The 16,955-nt window shown below is 56.9% G+C and carries 15 protein-coding genes; 11 read left to right on the top strand and 4 right to left on the bottom strand.

Translation table 11 applies throughout. From position 1 onward, the window contains the following. Positions 1 to 9: 9 nt before the first annotated feature. A complete protein-coding gene (dnaJ, locus tag CPA57_RS04690; protein ID WP_182081636.1) occupies positions 10 to 1,152 on the bottom strand; it encodes a molecular chaperone DnaJ in 1,143 nt (380 codons plus the stop codon). Between the two features lie 188 nt (positions 1,153 to 1,340). Then, positions 1,341 to 3,242, bottom strand: a complete 1,902-nt coding sequence (gene dnaK, locus CPA57_RS04685) for a molecular chaperone DnaK (RefSeq protein ID WP_182081635.1) — start codon at positions 3,240 to 3,242, stop codon at positions 1,341 to 1,343. A gap of 430 nt (positions 3,243 to 3,672) precedes the next feature. Here dnaK and CPA57_RS04680 point away from each other — a divergent pair, with 430 nt between their 5' ends. The 6 genes from CPA57_RS04680 (at position 3,673) to murA (ending at position 9,143) form a co-directional block, all read left to right on the top strand. Then, positions 3,673 to 4,695 carry a hypothetical protein gene (locus CPA57_RS04680; protein ID WP_229709277.1) on the top strand — a complete coding sequence of 341 codons (1,023 nt, stop codon included), beginning with the start codon at positions 3,673 to 3,675 and terminating at the stop codon, positions 4,693 to 4,695. 36 nt (positions 4,696 to 4,731) lie between these two features. Continuing rightward, positions 4,732 to 5,937, top strand: a complete 1,206-nt coding sequence (locus tag CPA57_RS04675; protein WP_229709223.1) for a glycosyltransferase family 4 protein — start codon at positions 4,732 to 4,734, stop codon at positions 5,935 to 5,937. Beyond that, positions 5,934 to 6,113 (top strand): hypothetical protein, encoded by a 180-nt coding sequence (locus CPA57_RS04670; protein ID WP_182081634.1) that lies wholly within the window; start codon positions 5,934 to 5,936, stop codon positions 6,111 to 6,113. Before CPA57_RS04675 ends, CPA57_RS04670 begins: the two co-directional genes overlap by 4 nt. Then, complete coding sequence (locus CPA57_RS04665) at positions 6,114 to 7,103, top strand: DMT family transporter (protein WP_326831349.1); 990 nt, start codon at positions 6,114 to 6,116, stop codon at positions 7,101 to 7,103. Between the two features lie 150 nt (positions 7,104 to 7,253). Next, complete coding sequence (gene dcd / locus CPA57_RS04660; RefSeq protein WP_043558674.1) at positions 7,254 to 7,805, top strand: dCTP deaminase; 552 nt, start codon at positions 7,254 to 7,256, stop codon at positions 7,803 to 7,805. A 63-nt stretch (positions 7,806 to 7,868) separates the two neighbouring features. Next, entirely contained in the window at positions 7,869 to 9,143 is a 1,275-nt protein-coding gene (gene murA, locus CPA57_RS04655) for a UDP-N-acetylglucosamine 1-carboxyvinyltransferase (RefSeq protein ID WP_182081633.1), read from the top strand. Here the strand turns inward: murA and CPA57_RS04650 are convergent. Then, complete coding sequence (locus CPA57_RS04650; protein ID WP_182081632.1) at positions 9,109 to 9,663, bottom strand: LOG family protein; 555 nt, start codon at positions 9,661 to 9,663, stop codon at positions 9,109 to 9,111. The genes murA and CPA57_RS04650 overlap by 35 nt on opposite strands. Before the next feature lie 118 nt (positions 9,664 to 9,781). After that, positions 9,782 to 11,023, bottom strand: a complete 1,242-nt coding sequence (locus CPA57_RS04645) for an MFS transporter (protein WP_182081631.1) — start codon at positions 11,021 to 11,023, stop codon at positions 9,782 to 9,784. 283 nt (positions 11,024 to 11,306) lie between these two features. On the opposite strand from CPA57_RS04645, the gene CPA57_RS04640 reads away from it, so the two are divergent. From CPA57_RS04640 to hrpB, 5 genes are all read left to right on the top strand, one after another. Next, positions 11,307 to 11,882 (top strand): NUDIX domain-containing protein, encoded by a 576-nt coding sequence (locus CPA57_RS04640; protein WP_182081630.1) that lies wholly within the window; start codon positions 11,307 to 11,309, stop codon positions 11,880 to 11,882. Positions 11,883 to 11,950: 68 nt separating this feature from the next. Then, entirely contained in the window at positions 11,951 to 12,535 is a 585-nt protein-coding gene (locus CPA57_RS04635; RefSeq protein WP_182081629.1) for a VTT domain-containing protein, read from the top strand. A 6-nt stretch (positions 12,536 to 12,541) separates the two neighbouring features. Beyond that, entirely contained in the window at positions 12,542 to 13,804 is a 1,263-nt protein-coding gene (locus CPA57_RS04630; RefSeq protein WP_182081628.1) for a multidrug effflux MFS transporter, read from the top strand. A 77-nt stretch (positions 13,805 to 13,881) separates the two neighbouring features. After that, positions 13,882 to 14,421 carry an adenine phosphoribosyltransferase gene (locus CPA57_RS04625; RefSeq protein WP_077397023.1) on the top strand — a complete coding sequence of 180 codons (540 nt, stop codon included), beginning with the start codon at positions 13,882 to 13,884 and terminating at the stop codon, positions 14,419 to 14,421. Between the two features lie 25 nt (positions 14,422 to 14,446). Beyond that, positions 14,447 to 16,936 (top strand): ATP-dependent helicase HrpB, encoded by a 2,490-nt coding sequence (gene hrpB, locus CPA57_RS04620; protein ID WP_182081627.1) that lies wholly within the window; start codon positions 14,447 to 14,449, stop codon positions 16,934 to 16,936. Positions 16,937 to 16,955 lie beyond the last annotated feature (19 nt).

Here is a 16,955-nt window from a genome sequence, read left to right as displayed (position 1 = left end):
TGGTGTCCTTTACCGATCGAGGAATTTTTTAACATGGGCAAGGAAGCCATTATGCTCCGGGCTGCCCTTGCTGTGGTCGCCACTTTCTGCCTCGAACTCCTTCAACAGTTCCCGCTGGCGTTTGGTCAGATGGCTGGGTGTTTCCACGGTGATGCGGATGTACATATCTCCCCGTGCCTTGGAGTGTAGGACGGAGAACCCCTTGCCACGCAGGCGGAAATTGTCGCCTGTCTGTGTTCCAGCAGGAATCTTGACGGTTGTCCGACCACCATCAATCAGCGGCACTTCAATTTCATCACCCAGAGCGGCTTGTGTCATGCGTAGGGGCACACGGCAGTGGATGTTGGCACCATCACGCTCAAAGAGGCTGTGACTGTCCACAGTGACTAGCACATACAGGTCACCCGGCTGGACGCCTTCACCACCGGCCTCGCCTTTGCCCGCAACACGAATACGTGTGCCATCTTCGATACCAGCCGGAACGTCGATCTTGATGGTTTCTCTAGCGGCCTCGGTACCGGTGCCGTGGCAGCTGCGGCATGGGTTGCTGACGGTCTGGCCAGCACCGTTACAGGTTGGGCAAGGGCGTTCCACCACGAAGAAGCCCTGCTGGACTCGTACAGCCCCTTGGCCATGGCAGGTCTGGCACGTTTGCTTGCTGGCATTGGGGTCGGCAGAGCCAGAGCCCTGGCAGCTTGAGCAAGCCTTGCGGGTGGCGATTTCGACTTCTTTGCTGACACCGGAGAACGCTTCTGTCAGGCTGATGTCGATCTGGACTTGCACGTCCTCGGCTTGACGCTGCTGGCGGCCACGGCGTCCACCCATATTGAACATCTGTTCGAAAATGTCGCCAAGCCCACCAGCATCGAACCCGCCAAAGCCGCCACCGAAGCCACCAGCGCCGCCACCGCCGCCCATGCCATTTTGAAAGGCATCATGGCCGAAGCGGTCATAGGCAGCCCGTTTTTGGTCGTCTTTCAGCACCTCATAGGCGGCGTTGACTTCTTTGAACTTCTGTTCAGCTTCTTCATCACCCGGGTTGCGATCGGGGTGATAGCGCATGGCCAGCTTGCGGTAGGCTTTTTTGATCTCTTCACCGCTGGCAGAGCGTGAGACACTCAGTGTCTCGTAATAATCTATCTGTGTAGCCATAATGATCCTCAGTCACGCAGGAGAGCGGACACCCGGACAAGGCGTGCGGGGTGTGACCTGCCAGTAGGCAGATATAGGGCCCTCAATGTAAAAAGGGCGCCAGTATCCCCAGAGGAGGGGGAAAACAGGCGCCAATCGCAAGAAAAAGAGCCCGGCATAGAGATGCCGGACCCCATTCCTTTTAGCGATTATTTCTTCTTCTTGTCGTCAACCTCTTCAAACTCGGCGTCGACGACATCTTCGTCAGCCTTACCACCGGCCTGATGCTCTTCACCAGCAGCGGCACCGCCACCCTGATGGACAGCCTGACCGACCTTCATGGCAACCTGTGTTAGATGCTCGCTGGCACTCTTGATGGCTTCGGCATCCTCACCACCCAGAGCTTCACGGGCCTTCTTGATGGCGTCTTCGGCTTCGGTCTTATCAGCGGCCGGAACCTTGTCACCATTCTCGGAGAGGGTCTTCTCCGTCTGATGAATCATGGCTTCGGTGTTGTTGCGCAGGTCTACCAGCTCGCGACGGGCCTTATCGGCAGAAGCGTTTTCTTCAGCTTCCTTGACCATGCGATCAATGTCCGCATCGGAGAGACCGCCATCGCTTTTGATGGAGATGTTCTGCTCCTTGCCGGTAGCCTTGTCCTTGGCGGAGACGTTCACGATACCGTTGGCATCGATGTCGAAGGTCACTTCAATCTGCGGCACGCCACGGGGAGCCGGAGCAATGCCTGTCAGGTCGAAGTTGCCGAGCAGCTTGTTGTCCGCAGCCATCTCACGCTCACCCTGGAAGACCTTGATGGTCACGGCAGGCTGGTTGTCTTCAGCTGTGGAGAAGGTCTGGCTCTTCTTGGTCGGGATCGTCGTGTTACGGTCGATCAGACGTGTGAAGACACCGCCCAGCGTCTCGATACCGAGGGAAAGCGGGGTCACGTCCAGCAGCAGCACGTCCTTCACGTCACCCTGAAGCACACCACCCTGCACGGCAGCACCGATGGCGACCACTTCATCCGGGTTCACGTTGCGGGCGGGTTCCTTGCCGAAGAACTCCTTCACGCTTTCCACAACCTTCGGCATACGGGTCTGACCACCAACAAGGATGACTTCCTTGATGTCGGCTGGTGTCAGCTCAGCATCCTTCAGGGCCTTGCGGCAAGGTTCCAGAGACCGCTTGATGAGGTCTTCCACGAGGCTTTCCAGCTTCGCACGGGTCACCTTGACGACCAGATGCTTCGGACCGGAGGCATCTGCCGTGATAAAGGGCAGGTTAACTTCTGTTTCCTTAGCGGAGGAGAGCTCAATCTTAGCCTTCTCGGCGGCTTCCTTCAGACGCTGGAGAGCCATCTTGTCCGTGCGCAGGTCCAGGCCCTGCTCACGCTTGAACTCATCAGCCAGATAGTCGATCAGCTTGTTGTCGAAATCTTCACCACCGAGGAAGGTGTCACCGTTGGTGGACTTCACTTCGATCACGCCATCGGAGATCTCGAGGATGGAGATGTCGAACGTACCACCACCAAGGTCATACACGGCCACGTTGCCGGAATCACCTTTCTCCAGCCCGTAGGCGAGTGCAGCGGCGGTCGGCTCGTTGATGATGCGCTTGACGTCCAGACCAGCAATGCGGCCGGCATCACGGGTTGCCTGACGCTGTGCATCGTTGAAGTAGGCCGGAACGGTGATGACGGCTTCGGTCACTTTCTCGCCCAGATAGGCCTCTGCCGTCTCCTTCATCTTGCCCAGCACGAAGGCAGAGATCTGGGACGGAGCGTAGTTCTCGCCACGAGCACGCACCCAAGCGTCGCCGTTATCGCCCTTCACGATTTCGTAGGGGACGGTCTTCTGGTCCTTGGCGACGGTCGGGTCGTCATAACGACGGCCGATCAGACGCTTGACGGCATAGAGCGTGTTTGTGGGGTTGGTGACGGCCTGACGCTTAGCAGCCTGACCGACCAGACGCTCACCGCTTTCTGTAAAGGCGACAACGGACGGCGTGGTACGGGCACCTTCGCTGTTCTCGATGACCTTGTTTTCGTTGCCTTCGCGGACTGCAACGCAGGAGTTGGTCGTCCCGAGGTCAATACCGATAATCTTACCCATGGATATCTGTCCCTTTTCAGCGGTTTCTCACGACCCCCTCAAGGCATCGTAGGGAAACCCTATGTGTGACGTTATCATGTTTGGGGAGCAGGGTATGCTGTGCCCCTTGTTCCCCGATTTGGGGAGAGGAACTTACGGTTTCAAGGGAATAGGGGAAAAGATTTACTAATTTTTGCCCGTACCATAGAGGAGTTTATTTTTGGTCAGGACATCCTTTTTGAGGTAAGGTCTTTCCATCATTTTGCAACCGGCTTTTTTCGTGGGAGCCCGTCTTCTGTCCTGTCTTTTTTCCCTGTTCCGGCTTCCGGCTTTTGTTTTGTTGTCTGGTAGTTTTCTGCTGCTGGGAGGGTGTCAGCCCATAGGGCCGGAGCATCTCCAGAACGACCAGCTCGCCTATTCTCGGGCGTTGGGGGAAGTGCAGAAGCGTGAGATGCTGCTAAATATTGTGCGCCTGCGTTATGGTGAGCCACCGGCCTTTTTGGACACGACGCAGGTCATTGCTGGTTATAATGTCTCTCGTAGTTTTTCGGGTGGGTATTATGGCTATCCAGCATCTGCCGTAAGCAATTATCTCTTTGGTAGCGGTACAGTGTCGCAGGCGGAGAACCCGACCATCACTTACCAGCCGATGACAGGCGAGCAATATGCGGAAAATGTGGTGCGCCCCATTTCTCCTACGGCCATTATGCCGCTCAGCTTGGGTGGCATGGCCATTGATACCCTGTTGCGACTAACGGCTCAGTCCATTGATGGCCTTTCTAATGTGCGGGGGGTGGGGCCTTTTGGGGGCGGGTCTGTACGCTTCTACCTTTTGCTGCATGACCTCCGTCAGCTCCAGCTTGCCGGGGCGATGACGGTTCGTATTTCTACGGACGATCCATCCGCTTCAGGCAGAGGGGGCAAATCGGGCAGCGGTAGTAATGGTCAGGGCAGTGGCAATTCTGGGGGCGGTGCGAATGGAAATGGTTCTGGAGGGAGCTCCGGTGAACATATCTATCTTGTGTTGACGACGACGGCCGATAGTAATCTTCAGGCCATTCAGGGGGAGGTGCGCCGCCTCCTGCATCTGGACCCCAATGCGACAGAGGCAGAGATTGTTTATGGGCCTTACCCTAAGAAACAGGGGCAGGTTGCTATTCTCACTCGTTCCATGTTGGCGATGTTGACTCAGCTTTCCTATGAAATGGATGTACCGGAGAGGGATGTCCGTTCTGGTCGGACACTGCCAACCATTGGGCAGGTCGGTATCGAGAGCCGACCAGAGGTAGCCATTCACTCTGGTGCGAGTGCGCCAGATGGTAGTTATGTTTCTGTCTTCTACAAGAAATGCTGGTACTGGATTTCCGATACGGACTTCCGCAGCAAGGAAGCTTTTACCATGGTTCAGGTACTGAGTAATCTTGCGGCAACCAGCCATAGTGGCGGGGCCGTCGTGACAATCCCGGCAGGATGACCGATCGCTGGATTATGGTGTGGATATAGCGGAAAAATGGCGATGAAGCAGAAACCGGTAATCCTCCAGATTCTGCCAGCACTGGGTATTGGCGGGCTGGAGCGTGGGGCGATCGACATGGCCGAGGCCATTCATCAGGCCGGCGGGCGGGCCTTGGTGGCGGCAGAGAGTGGCGCTTTGGTATCCCGCCTGCGTTATGTCGGTGGCGAGCATGTGGAGCTAGAATTCCGTAAAAAGGTATCGCCTTGGTATTTTTTTAGCCGCGTGAAAGCTTTGCAGCGGTTGATCCGGCAGGAAGGTGTCAGCCTTGTTCATGCGCGGTCCCGCTACCCAGCCCTTGTGGCCTCTGTAGCGTGCCGCCGGGAAAAGGTGCCGTTGGTGACGACATGGCACGGGGACCATAAGACGAATTTCTGGCTCAAGAAGCTCTATAATTCCGGGTTGGTGCGGGGGCAGCGTGTTATCGCTGTTTCTGAGCATATCGGGGAGCGGCTGCGGCAGGAATATCGGGTCGGGGAAGACCGGCTGCGTATCATCCCTCGTGGAAGCGACCCAGAGGTGTTTTCTCCCGAGGCGGTAAGGGGCCTCCAGATGCAAACCCTGTTGGAGCGGTGGCGGATCGGCGAGGAAAGCCGCATCATTCTTATGCCCGGCCGTATGACCCGTTGGAAAGGGCAGGAATGTCTGATCGAGGCTTTGGGCTATCTGGCTGTCCATCATCCGGATTTGGACTGGGTCTGTGTGATGGTCGGGCCGGGTGAGGATAATAGTTACACCCAGATGCTGCATAGGATGGCTGAGGAGCGTGGCATCGCGAATCGTCTGCGTTTTGCTGGGGTCTGCACGGATATGGCGGCTGCCTACAGGCTGGCCCATGTCGTAACGGTCCCCTCCCTGCGCCCTGAACCGTTCGGGCGGGTACCGGTGGAGGCCCAGATGATGGGCTGTTGGGTGATTGGTTCAGCTCGTGGCGGGTTGAAGGAAACCATACAGCATGGTGAAAGCGGAACGCTTGTTCCAGCGGGTGATGGCAGGGCCTTGGCTGGTGCTTTGAGGGAAGTGCTGGACGTGCCACCGGAACTTATGGCAGAGCGGCAAGACGAGATACGTGCCCATGCCCTTGCCCGCTATACCAAGCAGCACATGCAGCGGGCGACATTGGGTGTTTATGATGAACTGCTTTCCACCGGATTGCGGGATATGTTTGTGCGCTTTCATGAGGAAAGGGATGCAGGCTCATGAAGTCTGGACAGAAGCAGAAAACCGGCGAAACCCCCATGACGGCACGGCAGGAACGTCAGCTGCGGGAGGCGCAGGCCTTACGGGCTAATCTTCTGCGGCGCAAACAGCAGCAGCGCAGCCGCCCGGCAGGGAATGATCGCACAATGGCATCCGCCGCCAGCCAAGAGGATCGCTGAGTGACCAGACCACGTCTGCCTCTGCCATCGCGGCAGGAAATCGCCCTCGGCATCATTACGGTGCTGTGGGGGGGAACTTATTACATCATCCAAATGGCGCTGAAGACTAGTGGCCCTCTGTTTTTCATTGGGGTGCGTTTTCTCATCGCTGCCCTGTTTGTGGTCTGCTTCGTTGGGCGCAAGCGCATTATGGAGGGGATTCCCCGTGCGGAGATATGGCGTGGCGGGCTGATCGGCGTTGTGCTGGCTTTCGGCTATATCTGCCAGACAATTGGGTTGCTGACGATTACCAGCAGCCGTTCCGCTTTTTTGACGGCCCTTTACGTGCCGCTGGTTCCGCTGCTTCAGTGGATCATCCTGCGTAAGGCCCCTAGTAAGAGTGGGATTGCCGGTATTTTTCTTGCTTTTGTGGGGCTGGTTCTTTTGGCCGAACCGTGGAAGAGCGGCCTAACCATGAGTACAGGGGATGGCCTGACTCTGTTGGGTACATTCTCTTATGCGTTCGAGATTATATGTGTTGGGCTATTCGCTCTCCAGACGGATAGTCGCCGTATGGCGTTTGTGCAGCTTGTGGCCGGTGGTCTTTTCGCTTTTTGCGCTATGCCGGTTATGGGGGAGCACATTCCGCCATTTAGTTGGGGCTGGCTGAGCTGTGCGCTGGTGATGGGTGTGGTGAGTGCCGCTACTCAGCTGGTGCTCAATTGGGCGCAGAAGACAGTTTCCCCCACTAAGGCGACCATTATTTATTCCAGTGAACCTATATGGGGTGGGCTGGTTGGTTGGTGCACGGGTGATGTGCTGACGACGTGCACACTGGTTGGGGCTGGCTTTATCGTGGCTGGCGTGCTGGCTAGTGAGGTGAAGCCCCGTTGGCCTCGTTTCCGCCGTACTCTGCGTGGTGGTGCCGTGCGTGAGACGCCTTTGGAACGGAAGCGTCGCCGCCGGCCCAGCATGTCCGATCTGGTTATTCGTAGTTCATCGGAGGACTGATAGCGGCCCAGCCTGCCCCTGCTTTGCTCTAACGCAGACAGATGGTATGACAGGGCAGACCCAATGATATGGCCTGCCCTTTGGGGCGGGCTTGTTTTTGGCGGTTTTTATCGGTTTTAGAGAGACCATCATCCATAAGGGAGAGCGGCTATGTCGATCATGCCTGACCACTGGATACGCCATATGGCGCAGGAACACGGCATGATAGAGCCGTTTGTCGAGGCACAGAAGCGTGAGAAGGTTATTTCTTACGGGCTTTCTTCTTATGGGTATGATGCCCGTGTCGCTGATGAGTTTCACATTTTCACGGATGTGGACAGCGCTGTGGTGGACCCCAAGAATTTCTCCGCCGACAGTTTTGTGACCCGCCGTGGGGACATTATCATCCCTCCTAATAGCTTTGCGTTGGCTCATACGGTGGAATATTTCCGTATTCCTCGTGATACGTTGGTCGTGTGCCTTGGCAAATCTACCTACGCCCGCTGTGGCATCATCGTTAATGTCACACCGCTGGAACCAGAATGGGAGGGGCAGGTGACGATCGAGATCAGTAACACCACCCCTCTGCCAGCGCGTATCTACGCTAATGAGGGAATTTGCCAGTTCTTGTTTTTCCAAGGGGCTAGCCCTTGCGAGGTTAGCTATGCCGATCGTGCCGGGAAATATATGCGTCAGTCCGGTGTGACACCACCACGGCTTTAAGTTTCAGAAAATCAGAAAGTTCTATCCGGTCTGGGATGGCGGGATGAGGATGGAGAGAAGCAGATGGATTATTTCCTGATCGAAGGTGGCCGCCGTCTTGAGGGGCGCATTTCTGTTGGTGGGGCCAAGAACTCGGGACTGAAACTGATGGTCGCTGCCCTGCTTTCCGAAGGGCCGCTTATTCTCTCCAACGTTCCTGATATTGCCGATATCCGTACCATGCGGACCCTGCTCGGGCAGCTAGGTTATGACGTGAAAGAGCTGGATGGCCCCCAACAGCTTAGCCTCGGCGGGACCATCAGCTCTATAGAAGCTCCTTATGACATTGTGTCACGCATGAGGGCGTCTATTCTGGTTCTAGGGCCATTGTTGGCTCGTATGGGGGAAGCTCGTGTTTCTCTGCCGGGTGGCTGCGCTATCGGGACTCGCCCGGTGGACCTCCACCTCAAAGGGCTGGAGGCTTTGGGGGCCGAGATCACGCTGGAGGCCGGTTATATCAATGCTCGTGCCCCTAATGGCCTGAAGGGGGGGCGGGTCGTGCTGCCATTCCCGAGTGTCGGAGCTACCGAGAATGTCCTCATGGCTGCAACACTGGCCCACGGCACGACAGAGATCGTCAATGCGGCTCGGGAGCCGGAGATTCTGGACCTTGCCAACTGCCTAAATGCCATGGGGGCACAGATTCGTGGTGCCCATTCTGGCACCATAACGGTGGAGGGTGTCGATCAGCTTCATGGTGCTACCTATTCCGTCATGCCGGATCGGATCGAATGTGGCACATATGCTTGTGCTGTGGGCATGGCTGGTGGGGATGTCCTGCTTGAAGGTGGACGGATGGCCGATCAGGAGGCTGTCATTTATGCTTTGCGGCAGGCAGGTGTAGAGGTTGAGGAGGAGACCGATGGTCTGCGTGTCCGGAGTGATGGTAAGCTGCGTGGGATTGACCTGACGACAGAGCCTTATCCGGGCTTTCCGACAGATATGCAGGCGCAGTTCATGGCTATGCTTTCCGTAGCGGAGGGAGCCTCCATGATTACGGAAACGATCTTCGAAAACCGTTTTATGCATGTGCCCGAGCTGAACCGTATGGGGGCGAATATCGCCATTCAGGGACGCTCAGCCGTGATCCGTGGTGTGGAGCGTCTTTCTGGTGCCAAAGTGATGGCAACGGATTTGAGAGCGTCTTTCTCACTGATTCTGGCAGGCCTTGTGGCCGAGGGAGAGACCGAGCTTAGCCGTGTCTATCATCTCGACCGTGGCTATGAGCATGTGGAAAAGAAACTTTCTGCCTGCGGGGCAACGATCAGACGTGTGAAGGTGCCTTCAGGCGCAGTATGACGTCTTTGACATCATTTACGACCTCATAGAGAGCTTGTGCTCCTTTATCTGCAAAGCCTTGTTCTTGCGTGGCTGCCAGCAGGGCGAGGAGGGGCCCGGCCCAACCGTCCGTGTTGAGGATGATGATGGGCCGCTGGCTTAGCCCAAGCTGGCGGTTTACGAGAACCTCCATGAATTCATCAAAGGTGCCGAAGCCGCCGGGCAGAATGATATAGGCATCGGCTTCCTCAAAGAGTCTGGCCTTGCGGCTAGGCATGTCTTCTGTCACTTCAAGGTCCGTGACCCCTTCATGCAGGGTTTCTCGTGCCTCCAGAAAGCGGGGGATGATGCCCTTCACCGTACCGCCCGCCCGTAGAGTGGCATCGGCTACGGCCCCCATCAATCCAGCCTTACCACCACCATAGACCAGCATAATGCCTGCTTCTCCCAAAGCTGTGCCGAGGGCCCGGGCTGTTTGCATATGTGCTGGGTTGTGCCCGGGGCGGGAGCCACAGAAAACAGAGCAGGAACGGGGGATCATGGCGGATTATCTCCTCTGAACAGAAAAATGCCGGGCAGATCATGCCCGGCATTTCAAAGAAAGAACAGTCTCACAGGAGTGGGAGCGGTGTCCTCACCCCTGCGATGAGATTTGTTCGTTATTTCGCTTCTTTTGGCACACCGCAGCCCGGGATACGGGAGAAGATGGCGCTGAAGGCGATACCGCTGACGCAGAGGATACCAGCAACGGCAAACATGGTGGGCCAACCCATATGGTCACGCAGGCCACCCATGAACCAGCTGGACACCACAATGGTCAGGTCCGTGAAGATGGAATAGGCAGCAATCAGGATACCATTATATTCCGGCCCATCGGTTTTGACGGCCATGGTGCCCATAGCGGGGAAGAGCAGTGAGAAGCCAGTACCTGTCAGAGCTGCACCGATGAGACCGCCCATGTTGTTATGCACCAGGCAGAAGACGAGCATAGCTATAGCTTCCGTTACCAGAGACATGTAGGCGATCGGCACACCGCCGTGCTTGTCGATCTGACCGGAAACAAAGATACGCATGAAGATGAAGCAGGCAGCGAAGACGCCAAAAGCAACGCCCAGACCCGTCCAGTGATTTTCCGTGTAATACAGGGCAAGGAAGCTGTTGACCGTACCAAAGCCGACAGAACCAGCAGCCAGACCTGCACCGTAAGGCAGAACCTTTTTGACAGCACGACCGAAGGACATTGGCTTGCCTTTGCCAGCCAGTGGCTTGATGGCTGTATAGAAGGTAAGCAGGATGACACCGCCGATACCCAGAACCACTTCCAGAAAACCGACAGGCAGAAGCGGGATAGTCGGCAGAAGGGAGCTGAGGAGCTGACCGATGGTCACACCAACGGCGATACCACCGTAGGATGTGACGCCATTCCATGAAATAGCTACAGAGGAGTGCGCCTGACCGACCCGACGCAGGTTCCATGCCGTTACGGATGTGGATGTGCAGCTCTCTGACCAACCGATGAAGAGACGGCTGATAAGGGCGATGCCCAGAGCAATATAACGGGATGTGTCATTCAAGCCCAGGAAGGTAGGGATCAGGGCTGCCAGACATACAAGCAGACCAGAAATGACGCAGAAAATGAGGCCGTAACGCAGAACGGCTTTAGGGCCATATACGTCAATGCGGTGCCCGACGACCATGCGGCCCATGGCTGTGCCGATATACTGCAGGGAGATGGTGCTCGCTGCGACAGCCGTTGTGAAACCCAGCGTGTTATGAACGAACTGGGCACCGATGACAGCATTAGGCAGCCCGATGACAAAATAGACAAGAAGGTTGAACAGGACCACAGGCATGACCCGCATGGTTGGCGAGCATGTGTAGGTTGCGTCTTCATCAGACATGGAGCGTCCCCTTTGCAGTTTTCCGCAAGCCGTGCCCATCCAACTCGCTGTAACTGGCACAGCCTTTCTTGGTTATCGACCATAGGTGAGAAAGCCTTTTCCGTCACGGGGCAATGATTTGCTTAGCTTGCATAGTTGTGAATGGCTGCCATGCAGCAGTGTCAGTAGGTTTGCTATCAGGCAGGCAGGGCAAAGCGTTTCACTTTCCACCATCTTCCATGATACGCAGACGCAAATATGACTATGATGACCGCCAGCCATTTATTGCGGGGGGAGTAAGCTGATGATGGATGACAACGTTAGAAAAGCCTGTGAGGAAGCGGGTTATCAGATTCTCTCTTCCAAGATGGTGTATGAAAACCCTTGGACAGCCGTACGGGAGGATAGGATCATCCATCCCGGTGGCAGTAAGGGCTTGTATGGTGTCGTAGAGCGAGGAACCTTTTCCGTTATCATGCCTGTGCATGAGGATGGGCGCATTACACTGGTTCAGCAGTTCCGCTATCCGGTGGGTGAACGGCTTTGGGAGTTCCCTATGGGCATGTGGGAAACACGCCCTGATGCTGATGCCAGAGAGCTGGCCCTGGGCGAGCTGCGGGAGGAAACCGGTCTCCGAGCTGGGGAGTTGATCCACGCAGGCACGCTTTATCAGGGGGCGGGCTATTCTACCCAGATGGGCCATGTCTTCCTTGCCCGGAATCTTGTCCGTGGCGAGGCCGAGCGGGAGGCCTCGGAGGCCGACATGAAAGTGAAAGACATTTCGCGCGCTGAATTTGACCGTATGATCGTTGATGGTGAGATGACCTGCATGGTCACTTTGGCTGCCTATGCGCAGATACGGGCACGGGGTCTGCTCTGAGGAGTTCAGTCTGGCTACGGGCGGTACGTCGTCCAGCTCTTCTGATTCTATTGCTGGTAGGTGGCCCGGTGCTGTTGTGGCAGAGTCCGGTCATTCAACATGGGCTGGTGCTTATGCAGCACTGGGCAGGCCAGCCTTATGCGGCTTTGTATGTTTTGCCGTTGGCCATTCTGTATTGTGCCTTCGGCCTGCCCCGGCAAGCACTCTGCTTTGTGTTGGGGGCGGGGTTCGGGGTTGGTATCGGGCTTGTTGAGGCCAGTCTGGCTTACGGTGCTGGTGCCCTTATGGGGTATGGTTGGGGTTGGCTTTGGCGATGGAAACGGCCATTGCAGACAGAGGCGGTACCGTGGTTCATTCGGGCTGGGCAGCAGGCGCCTTTTCGTATGGTGCTGTGTGCAAGGCTGTTGCCAGTAGGGTCGGCTTTGTTGGTTTCGGTTTCGTCGGGCATGGCGGGTTTGGCGGTTGGTCGGTTCATACTGGCTACCATGCTGGGAGGGCTGCCCCAGAATCTGGTTTTTCTTCTGGCAGGTAGAGGTGTAGAACTCCGCCACGGATGGGCTTTGCTAGCTGCTGCCGTGCTGGCACTGCTTTCAGCAGGGCTTGGAGTTTGGGTCTTGCGGGGTTTCCGTAAAGAGATGGGAAAGGCAAAGTAACGTAGCATGACGACGTCACAGCGTGGCTTTTTTGAGCAGGCTCTGATCGGCAAACCTCTGATCAAGGGCGGGAAGATGCCTTTCTGGTTGCCGCTTCTTTTGGGGACGCTAACAGCCGTTGGCCCTGTTTCGACAGATATTTACCTACCTGCCTTGCCAGAGATGGAACATCAGCTCGGTTCTGCTCCGGGGACGGGTAGCCTGACGATGGCGGCATGGGTTGCTGGTCTGGCCATAGGGCAGATTATGGTCGGGCCACTGACAGACCGCTTCGGTCGCCGCCGTCCTCTGCTTGTGGGTACTTTGTTCTATGCGTTGGCAGCGGCGGGGTGTGCGCTGTCTACCTCCATGCCCATGCTGTGTTTCTTCCGTGCGTTTGCAGCGCTCATGGGGGCTGCCAGTCTCGTCGTGCCTAATGCGTGCGTTCGCGATGTGACGGTCGGTGATGCCACCGCAAAGATGATGTCCCGGTTGATTCTGATTCAGGGTGTGGTGCCGATTCTGGCACCTGCCTTGGGTGGGTTTGCCCTTCAGTTCATCACATGGCGGGATATTTTCTGGGCTACCTCTCTTTATGGCGTGGTCGGCCTGTTACTTGTTTTCCTTTTCCTGCCAGAAACGTTGGATGATGGGGACCGCCACCCCATGCGGCTTTGGGCTATCATGACCCGCTATGGGCAGACATTGCAGGACAGGAATTACCGCTTCAATGCACTTATTTGGATGGTGCAGGGTTTTGCCGTGTTCACCTATCTGACAGCGGCACCGTTCTTGTTTGAGAGTGTCTATGCCTTCACACCATTTCAATATGGTGTGCTGTTCGGGGTGATGGCGGTGTGCATGATTGGGTCTTCCCAGATTAATGCTTGGCTGTTGAACTATTATCACAGCCGGACCCTGCTGCGGGCTGGGTTGGCCATAAGTTGTTTAGGGGCCACCATTCTTCTGGGGCTGGCTGTCTGGTCTGCTTTGGATGTCGATGCCGCCGGGCATCTCAAGCATCTTTATCTCTGGCCGCTCTTTGGGGCGATGCTCTGTGCATTGGGGCCGGGGGGATGTATCGGCCCAAATGCTATGGCCGGTGCCTTGTTGACACAGGGGCGTAATGCTGGTGTGGCAACGGCTTTGGCCGGAACAGGGCAATATGTGTTTGGGATTCTGGCTAGCGTCATGTTCTCATGGTTGCCGGTTGGCACGGCCATCCCAATGGGGGGGATGCTTCTGGTGGCTTTCCTTGTCATGGCCGTTTTTGCCCGCATGGCCCCGTGAGGCTCTCTTTTAAAACAGATGCATAAGGGCCTATAAGGGGCTCTTGTGTGAATCATGACCCGATATGAAGGCTTGTTATGTCCTTTAAAGACCCTGCCCCGCTGGATCTGAAACAGTATATCCGTGAGGTTCCCGATTTCCCGAAGCCGGGTATCCTGTTTTACGATATCTCTACCCTGATCCGTAACCCGGAGGCGTGGCAGGTGGCAACGGGGCGTTTGGCGCAGGCGGTGGCCCGTTTTCAGCCGGATATTCTGGCAGGAATTGAAAGCCGTGGCTTTCTGACAGCTGCTCCGCTGGCGACTCGTCTGGGCTGTGGCTTTACCATGTTGCGTAAGCCGGGCAAGCTGCCTGGCAAGACCATCTCTCATAAATACAGCCTCGAATATGGCGAGGATGAATTGCAGATACAGGCCGATGCCGTGACCCCCGGGCAGCGTGTAGTGGTGTTGGATGACCTTCTGGCAACAGGCGGCACGTTGGCAGCATCCATCGACCTTCTGCGTAAGGCTGGTGCCGAGGTTGTCGGGGCTTCAGTGATGATTGAACTTCTGGCTCTGGGTGGCCGTAAGAAGGTCGATGTTCCCGTTACCTCTTTGCTGACTTACGAAGACTGAAACTGACACGGGGTATAGGGGCGGCATGACGGTAGAATCCCTTCCTGTAACGGCTGTTCTGCCTGCCCTTCATGAGGCCCTAGCTACGGGGCCGAATGTTGTTCTGGTAGCCCCGCCGGGTGCGGGGAAGACGACAGCTGTCCCCCCGTCTCTTCTGGCTGCGGCTCCGGATTGGCTAGGGGACGGTCGTATCCTCCTGGTGGAGCCTAGGCGTGTAGCAGTGCGGGCTGCAGCGCAGCGCATGGCGGCTTTGAGGGGAGAAAAACCCGGCGGTGTGATTGGTTATCGCACCCGTCTTGATAGTGCCGTTTCAGCCTACACCCGCATTGAGGTCGTGACGGAAGGGTTACTTGTCCGCCGTTTACTTGCCGACCCGCTACTGGAGGGCGTGTCTGCCGTCTTATTTGATGAAGTGCATGAGCGGTCTCTTGATGGGGATACAGCCCTAGGGTTTTGCCGTGACGTGCAACAGAGCCTGCGGCCCGAGCTACGGCTTGTTGCCATGTCCGCCACGCTAGACGCTGGGATTTTTACGACCGCTTTGCAGGCTCCGCTAATTGAGAGTGATGGCCGTCAGTATCCGGTAGAGGTCCGTTACAGGCGGGATATTGCCCATCTGCGTGATCTGCCAGAGAGCTGCGCCCAGGCTGTGGCGCAGGCATGGCGGGAGGAGGAAGGGTCCATTCTGGCATTTCTACCCGGTGTGGGAGAAATTCGGAGGGCACAGGCGAGTCTCCAGGCTCTTCTTGGTGAACAGACGCCTCTCTATCCGCTTTATGGGGAACAGTCAGTTGAGGATCAGGCCCGTGCGTTAGACCCGGCTTCTGGGCGGCGTATTGTGCTGGCGACCTCTATTGCCGAGACATCCGTGACAGTGCCGGGTGTCCGGGTGGTGGTGGATGGTGGCTGGCGGCGTCTCCCTCAGCGTGATGCCAGTACGGGCCTGCCACGCTTACATACACGGCGTATTTCTCGGGCTACGGCGGAGCAGCGAGCCGGTCGTGCAGGGCGGCAGGCACCCGGTATTGCTATTCGCCTCTGGTCGGAGATGACTCAACGTAGCTTGATCGTGCAGGAGGTTCCGGCCATTCGGGAGGCGGATCTATGCGATTTTGCTCTTGTCACGGCGGCATGGCAGAAGGCGGTAGGAACAGCCCCCGCAGCTCTCCCTCTGATCGAACCCGCCCCAGAGGGTGGGCTAGCAGTGGCACAGGCCCTTCTTCAGTGTCTGGGAGCACTGGACAGTGAGCAGGGGTTGACGGCTCTGGGGCAGCAGATGGTGGGTTTTGGCACGCATCCCCGGTTGGCGGCGATGCTCTGTGCAGCCCGAACAGCAGAAGAATTAGCCGTTGCAGCTTGCCTTGCTGCTCTTTTGGAAGAACGTGACCCGCTGGGCGGGAGGGGTGGCAAGGGGGGGGAGGCATCGGCTGATCTCCGGTTACGCCTGAAGCTTTTCGTGCAGGATGATGCCCGTGTGCCTCGTTATGTAGTGCGGCAGCTTCGCCAGGCCGCAATGCGTTTTCTTCGTCGGGCTGGTCAGGCTGTGAAGCAGGATGATTTGGCTGATCTCGTAAGTGAGGGGCTGGTCGGTTACGCCGCTGGTCGGCTTGTTGCAGCGGGATTTTCTGATCGTCTGGCGCAGCGGACGAGTGCGGATGGGCGTTATCGCCTAGCGGGTGGGGGCAGTGCCCGCATAGGGGCGACAGACCCGCTCGTGCAGGAGGGGCTCTTAGCGGGGGCGGCTTTTCATATCCGCAAGGGAACAGACATGACTCTTGCCGCACCGGTAACGTTGGAGACCCTGCCTGACGCCGTGCAGGCTAGCCTTAAGGAGCAGCGGGAATCGGCCCTTGATGGTACATCGGGTAAGGTAATTGTTCGGCAGAGGCTACGGCTGGGTAATCTGGTACTAAAGGATCGGAACGTACCGGCTGAGCCCGAAGATGTTACGGCAGCTTTGTTGGCAAAGGTGCAGTCTGATCTCTCCCGATATTTGGAATGGTCTGTTCCAGCTCGGCAGTTTCAGGCCCGTGTGGCCTTGGCTAGGACGCATTACGCCCCTCATCTGCCTGATTTGTCTGATGAGGCACTGATACAATCTATGGATTGGCTGGAGCCGTGGCTTGCTGGGCTGGATAGGCTGACCCAGCTTAAGGAGCTGGACCTTGTCGCTATCTTAACCAGCCTGTTGACCTATGAGGATAAGCAGGAGCTGGACCGTCAGTTACCTGCTCATGCTACGTTGAAGGCAGGGCGCAGGCGCATTGATTATACAACGGTTGTGCCGTCTCTTTCTGCCCGAGCACAGGATTTTTACGGTACAATGGCGTTGCCGCAGTTGGCGGGGGGCAAGGTGCCGTTACATGCTACGTTACTTTCCCCAGCTGGTCGCCCGCAGGCTGTGACGGCAGACCTTGCACGGTTTTGGACGTCCGGTTGGCTGGATATGCGGCGGGACATGAGGGGGCGTTACCCCAAGCATAATTGGCCCGAAAATCCCGCTCATGAATCATGAGGCCGAGTTTGATACCCGG

It is taken from the genome of Bombella favorum (genome assembly GCF_014048475.1).
In the GTDB taxonomy this organism is placed as follows: Bacteria; Pseudomonadota; Alphaproteobacteria; order Acetobacterales; family Acetobacteraceae; genus Bombella; species Bombella favorum.
This window is presented reverse-complemented; position numbering and strand designations above follow the sequence as displayed.

Coding starts and splice junctions, on each gene's coding strand:
- CPA57_RS04640 (WP_182081630.1), top strand. CDS start 11,307: ATGATGGATGACAACGTTAGAAAAGCCTGTGAGGAAGCGGGTTATCAG.
- CPA57_RS04630 (WP_182081628.1), top strand. CDS start 12,542: ATGACGACGTCACAGCGTGGCTTTTTTGAGCAGGCTCTGATCGGCAAA.
- dnaK (WP_182081635.1), bottom strand. CDS start 3,242: ATGGGTAAGATTATCGGTATTGACCTCGGGACGACCAACTCCTGCGTT.
- hrpB (WP_182081627.1), top strand. CDS start 14,447: ATGACGGTAGAATCCCTTCCTGTAACGGCTGTTCTGCCTGCCCTTCAT.
- murA (WP_182081633.1), top strand. CDS start 7,869: ATGGATTATTTCCTGATCGAAGGTGGCCGCCGTCTTGAGGGGCGCATT.
- CPA57_RS04680 (WP_229709277.1), top strand. CDS start 3,673: ATGCTGCTAAATATTGTGCGCCTGCGTTATGGTGAGCCACCGGCCTTT.
- CPA57_RS04650 (WP_182081632.1), bottom strand. CDS start 9,663: ATGATCCCCCGTTCCTGCTCTGTTTTCTGTGGCTCCCGCCCCGGGCAC.
- CPA57_RS04645 (WP_182081631.1), bottom strand. CDS start 11,023: ATGTCTGATGAAGACGCAACCTACACATGCTCGCCAACCATGCGGGTC.
- dcd (WP_043558674.1), top strand. CDS start 7,254: ATGTCGATCATGCCTGACCACTGGATACGCCATATGGCGCAGGAACAC.
- CPA57_RS04625 (WP_077397023.1), top strand. CDS start 13,882: ATGTCCTTTAAAGACCCTGCCCCGCTGGATCTGAAACAGTATATCCGT.
- CPA57_RS04675 (WP_229709223.1), top strand. CDS start 4,732: ATGGCGATGAAGCAGAAACCGGTAATCCTCCAGATTCTGCCAGCACTG.
- dnaJ (WP_182081636.1), bottom strand. CDS start 1,152: ATGGCTACACAGATAGATTATTACGAGACACTGAGTGTCTCACGCTCT.
- CPA57_RS04670 (WP_182081634.1), top strand. CDS start 5,934: ATGAAGTCTGGACAGAAGCAGAAAACCGGCGAAACCCCCATGACGGCA.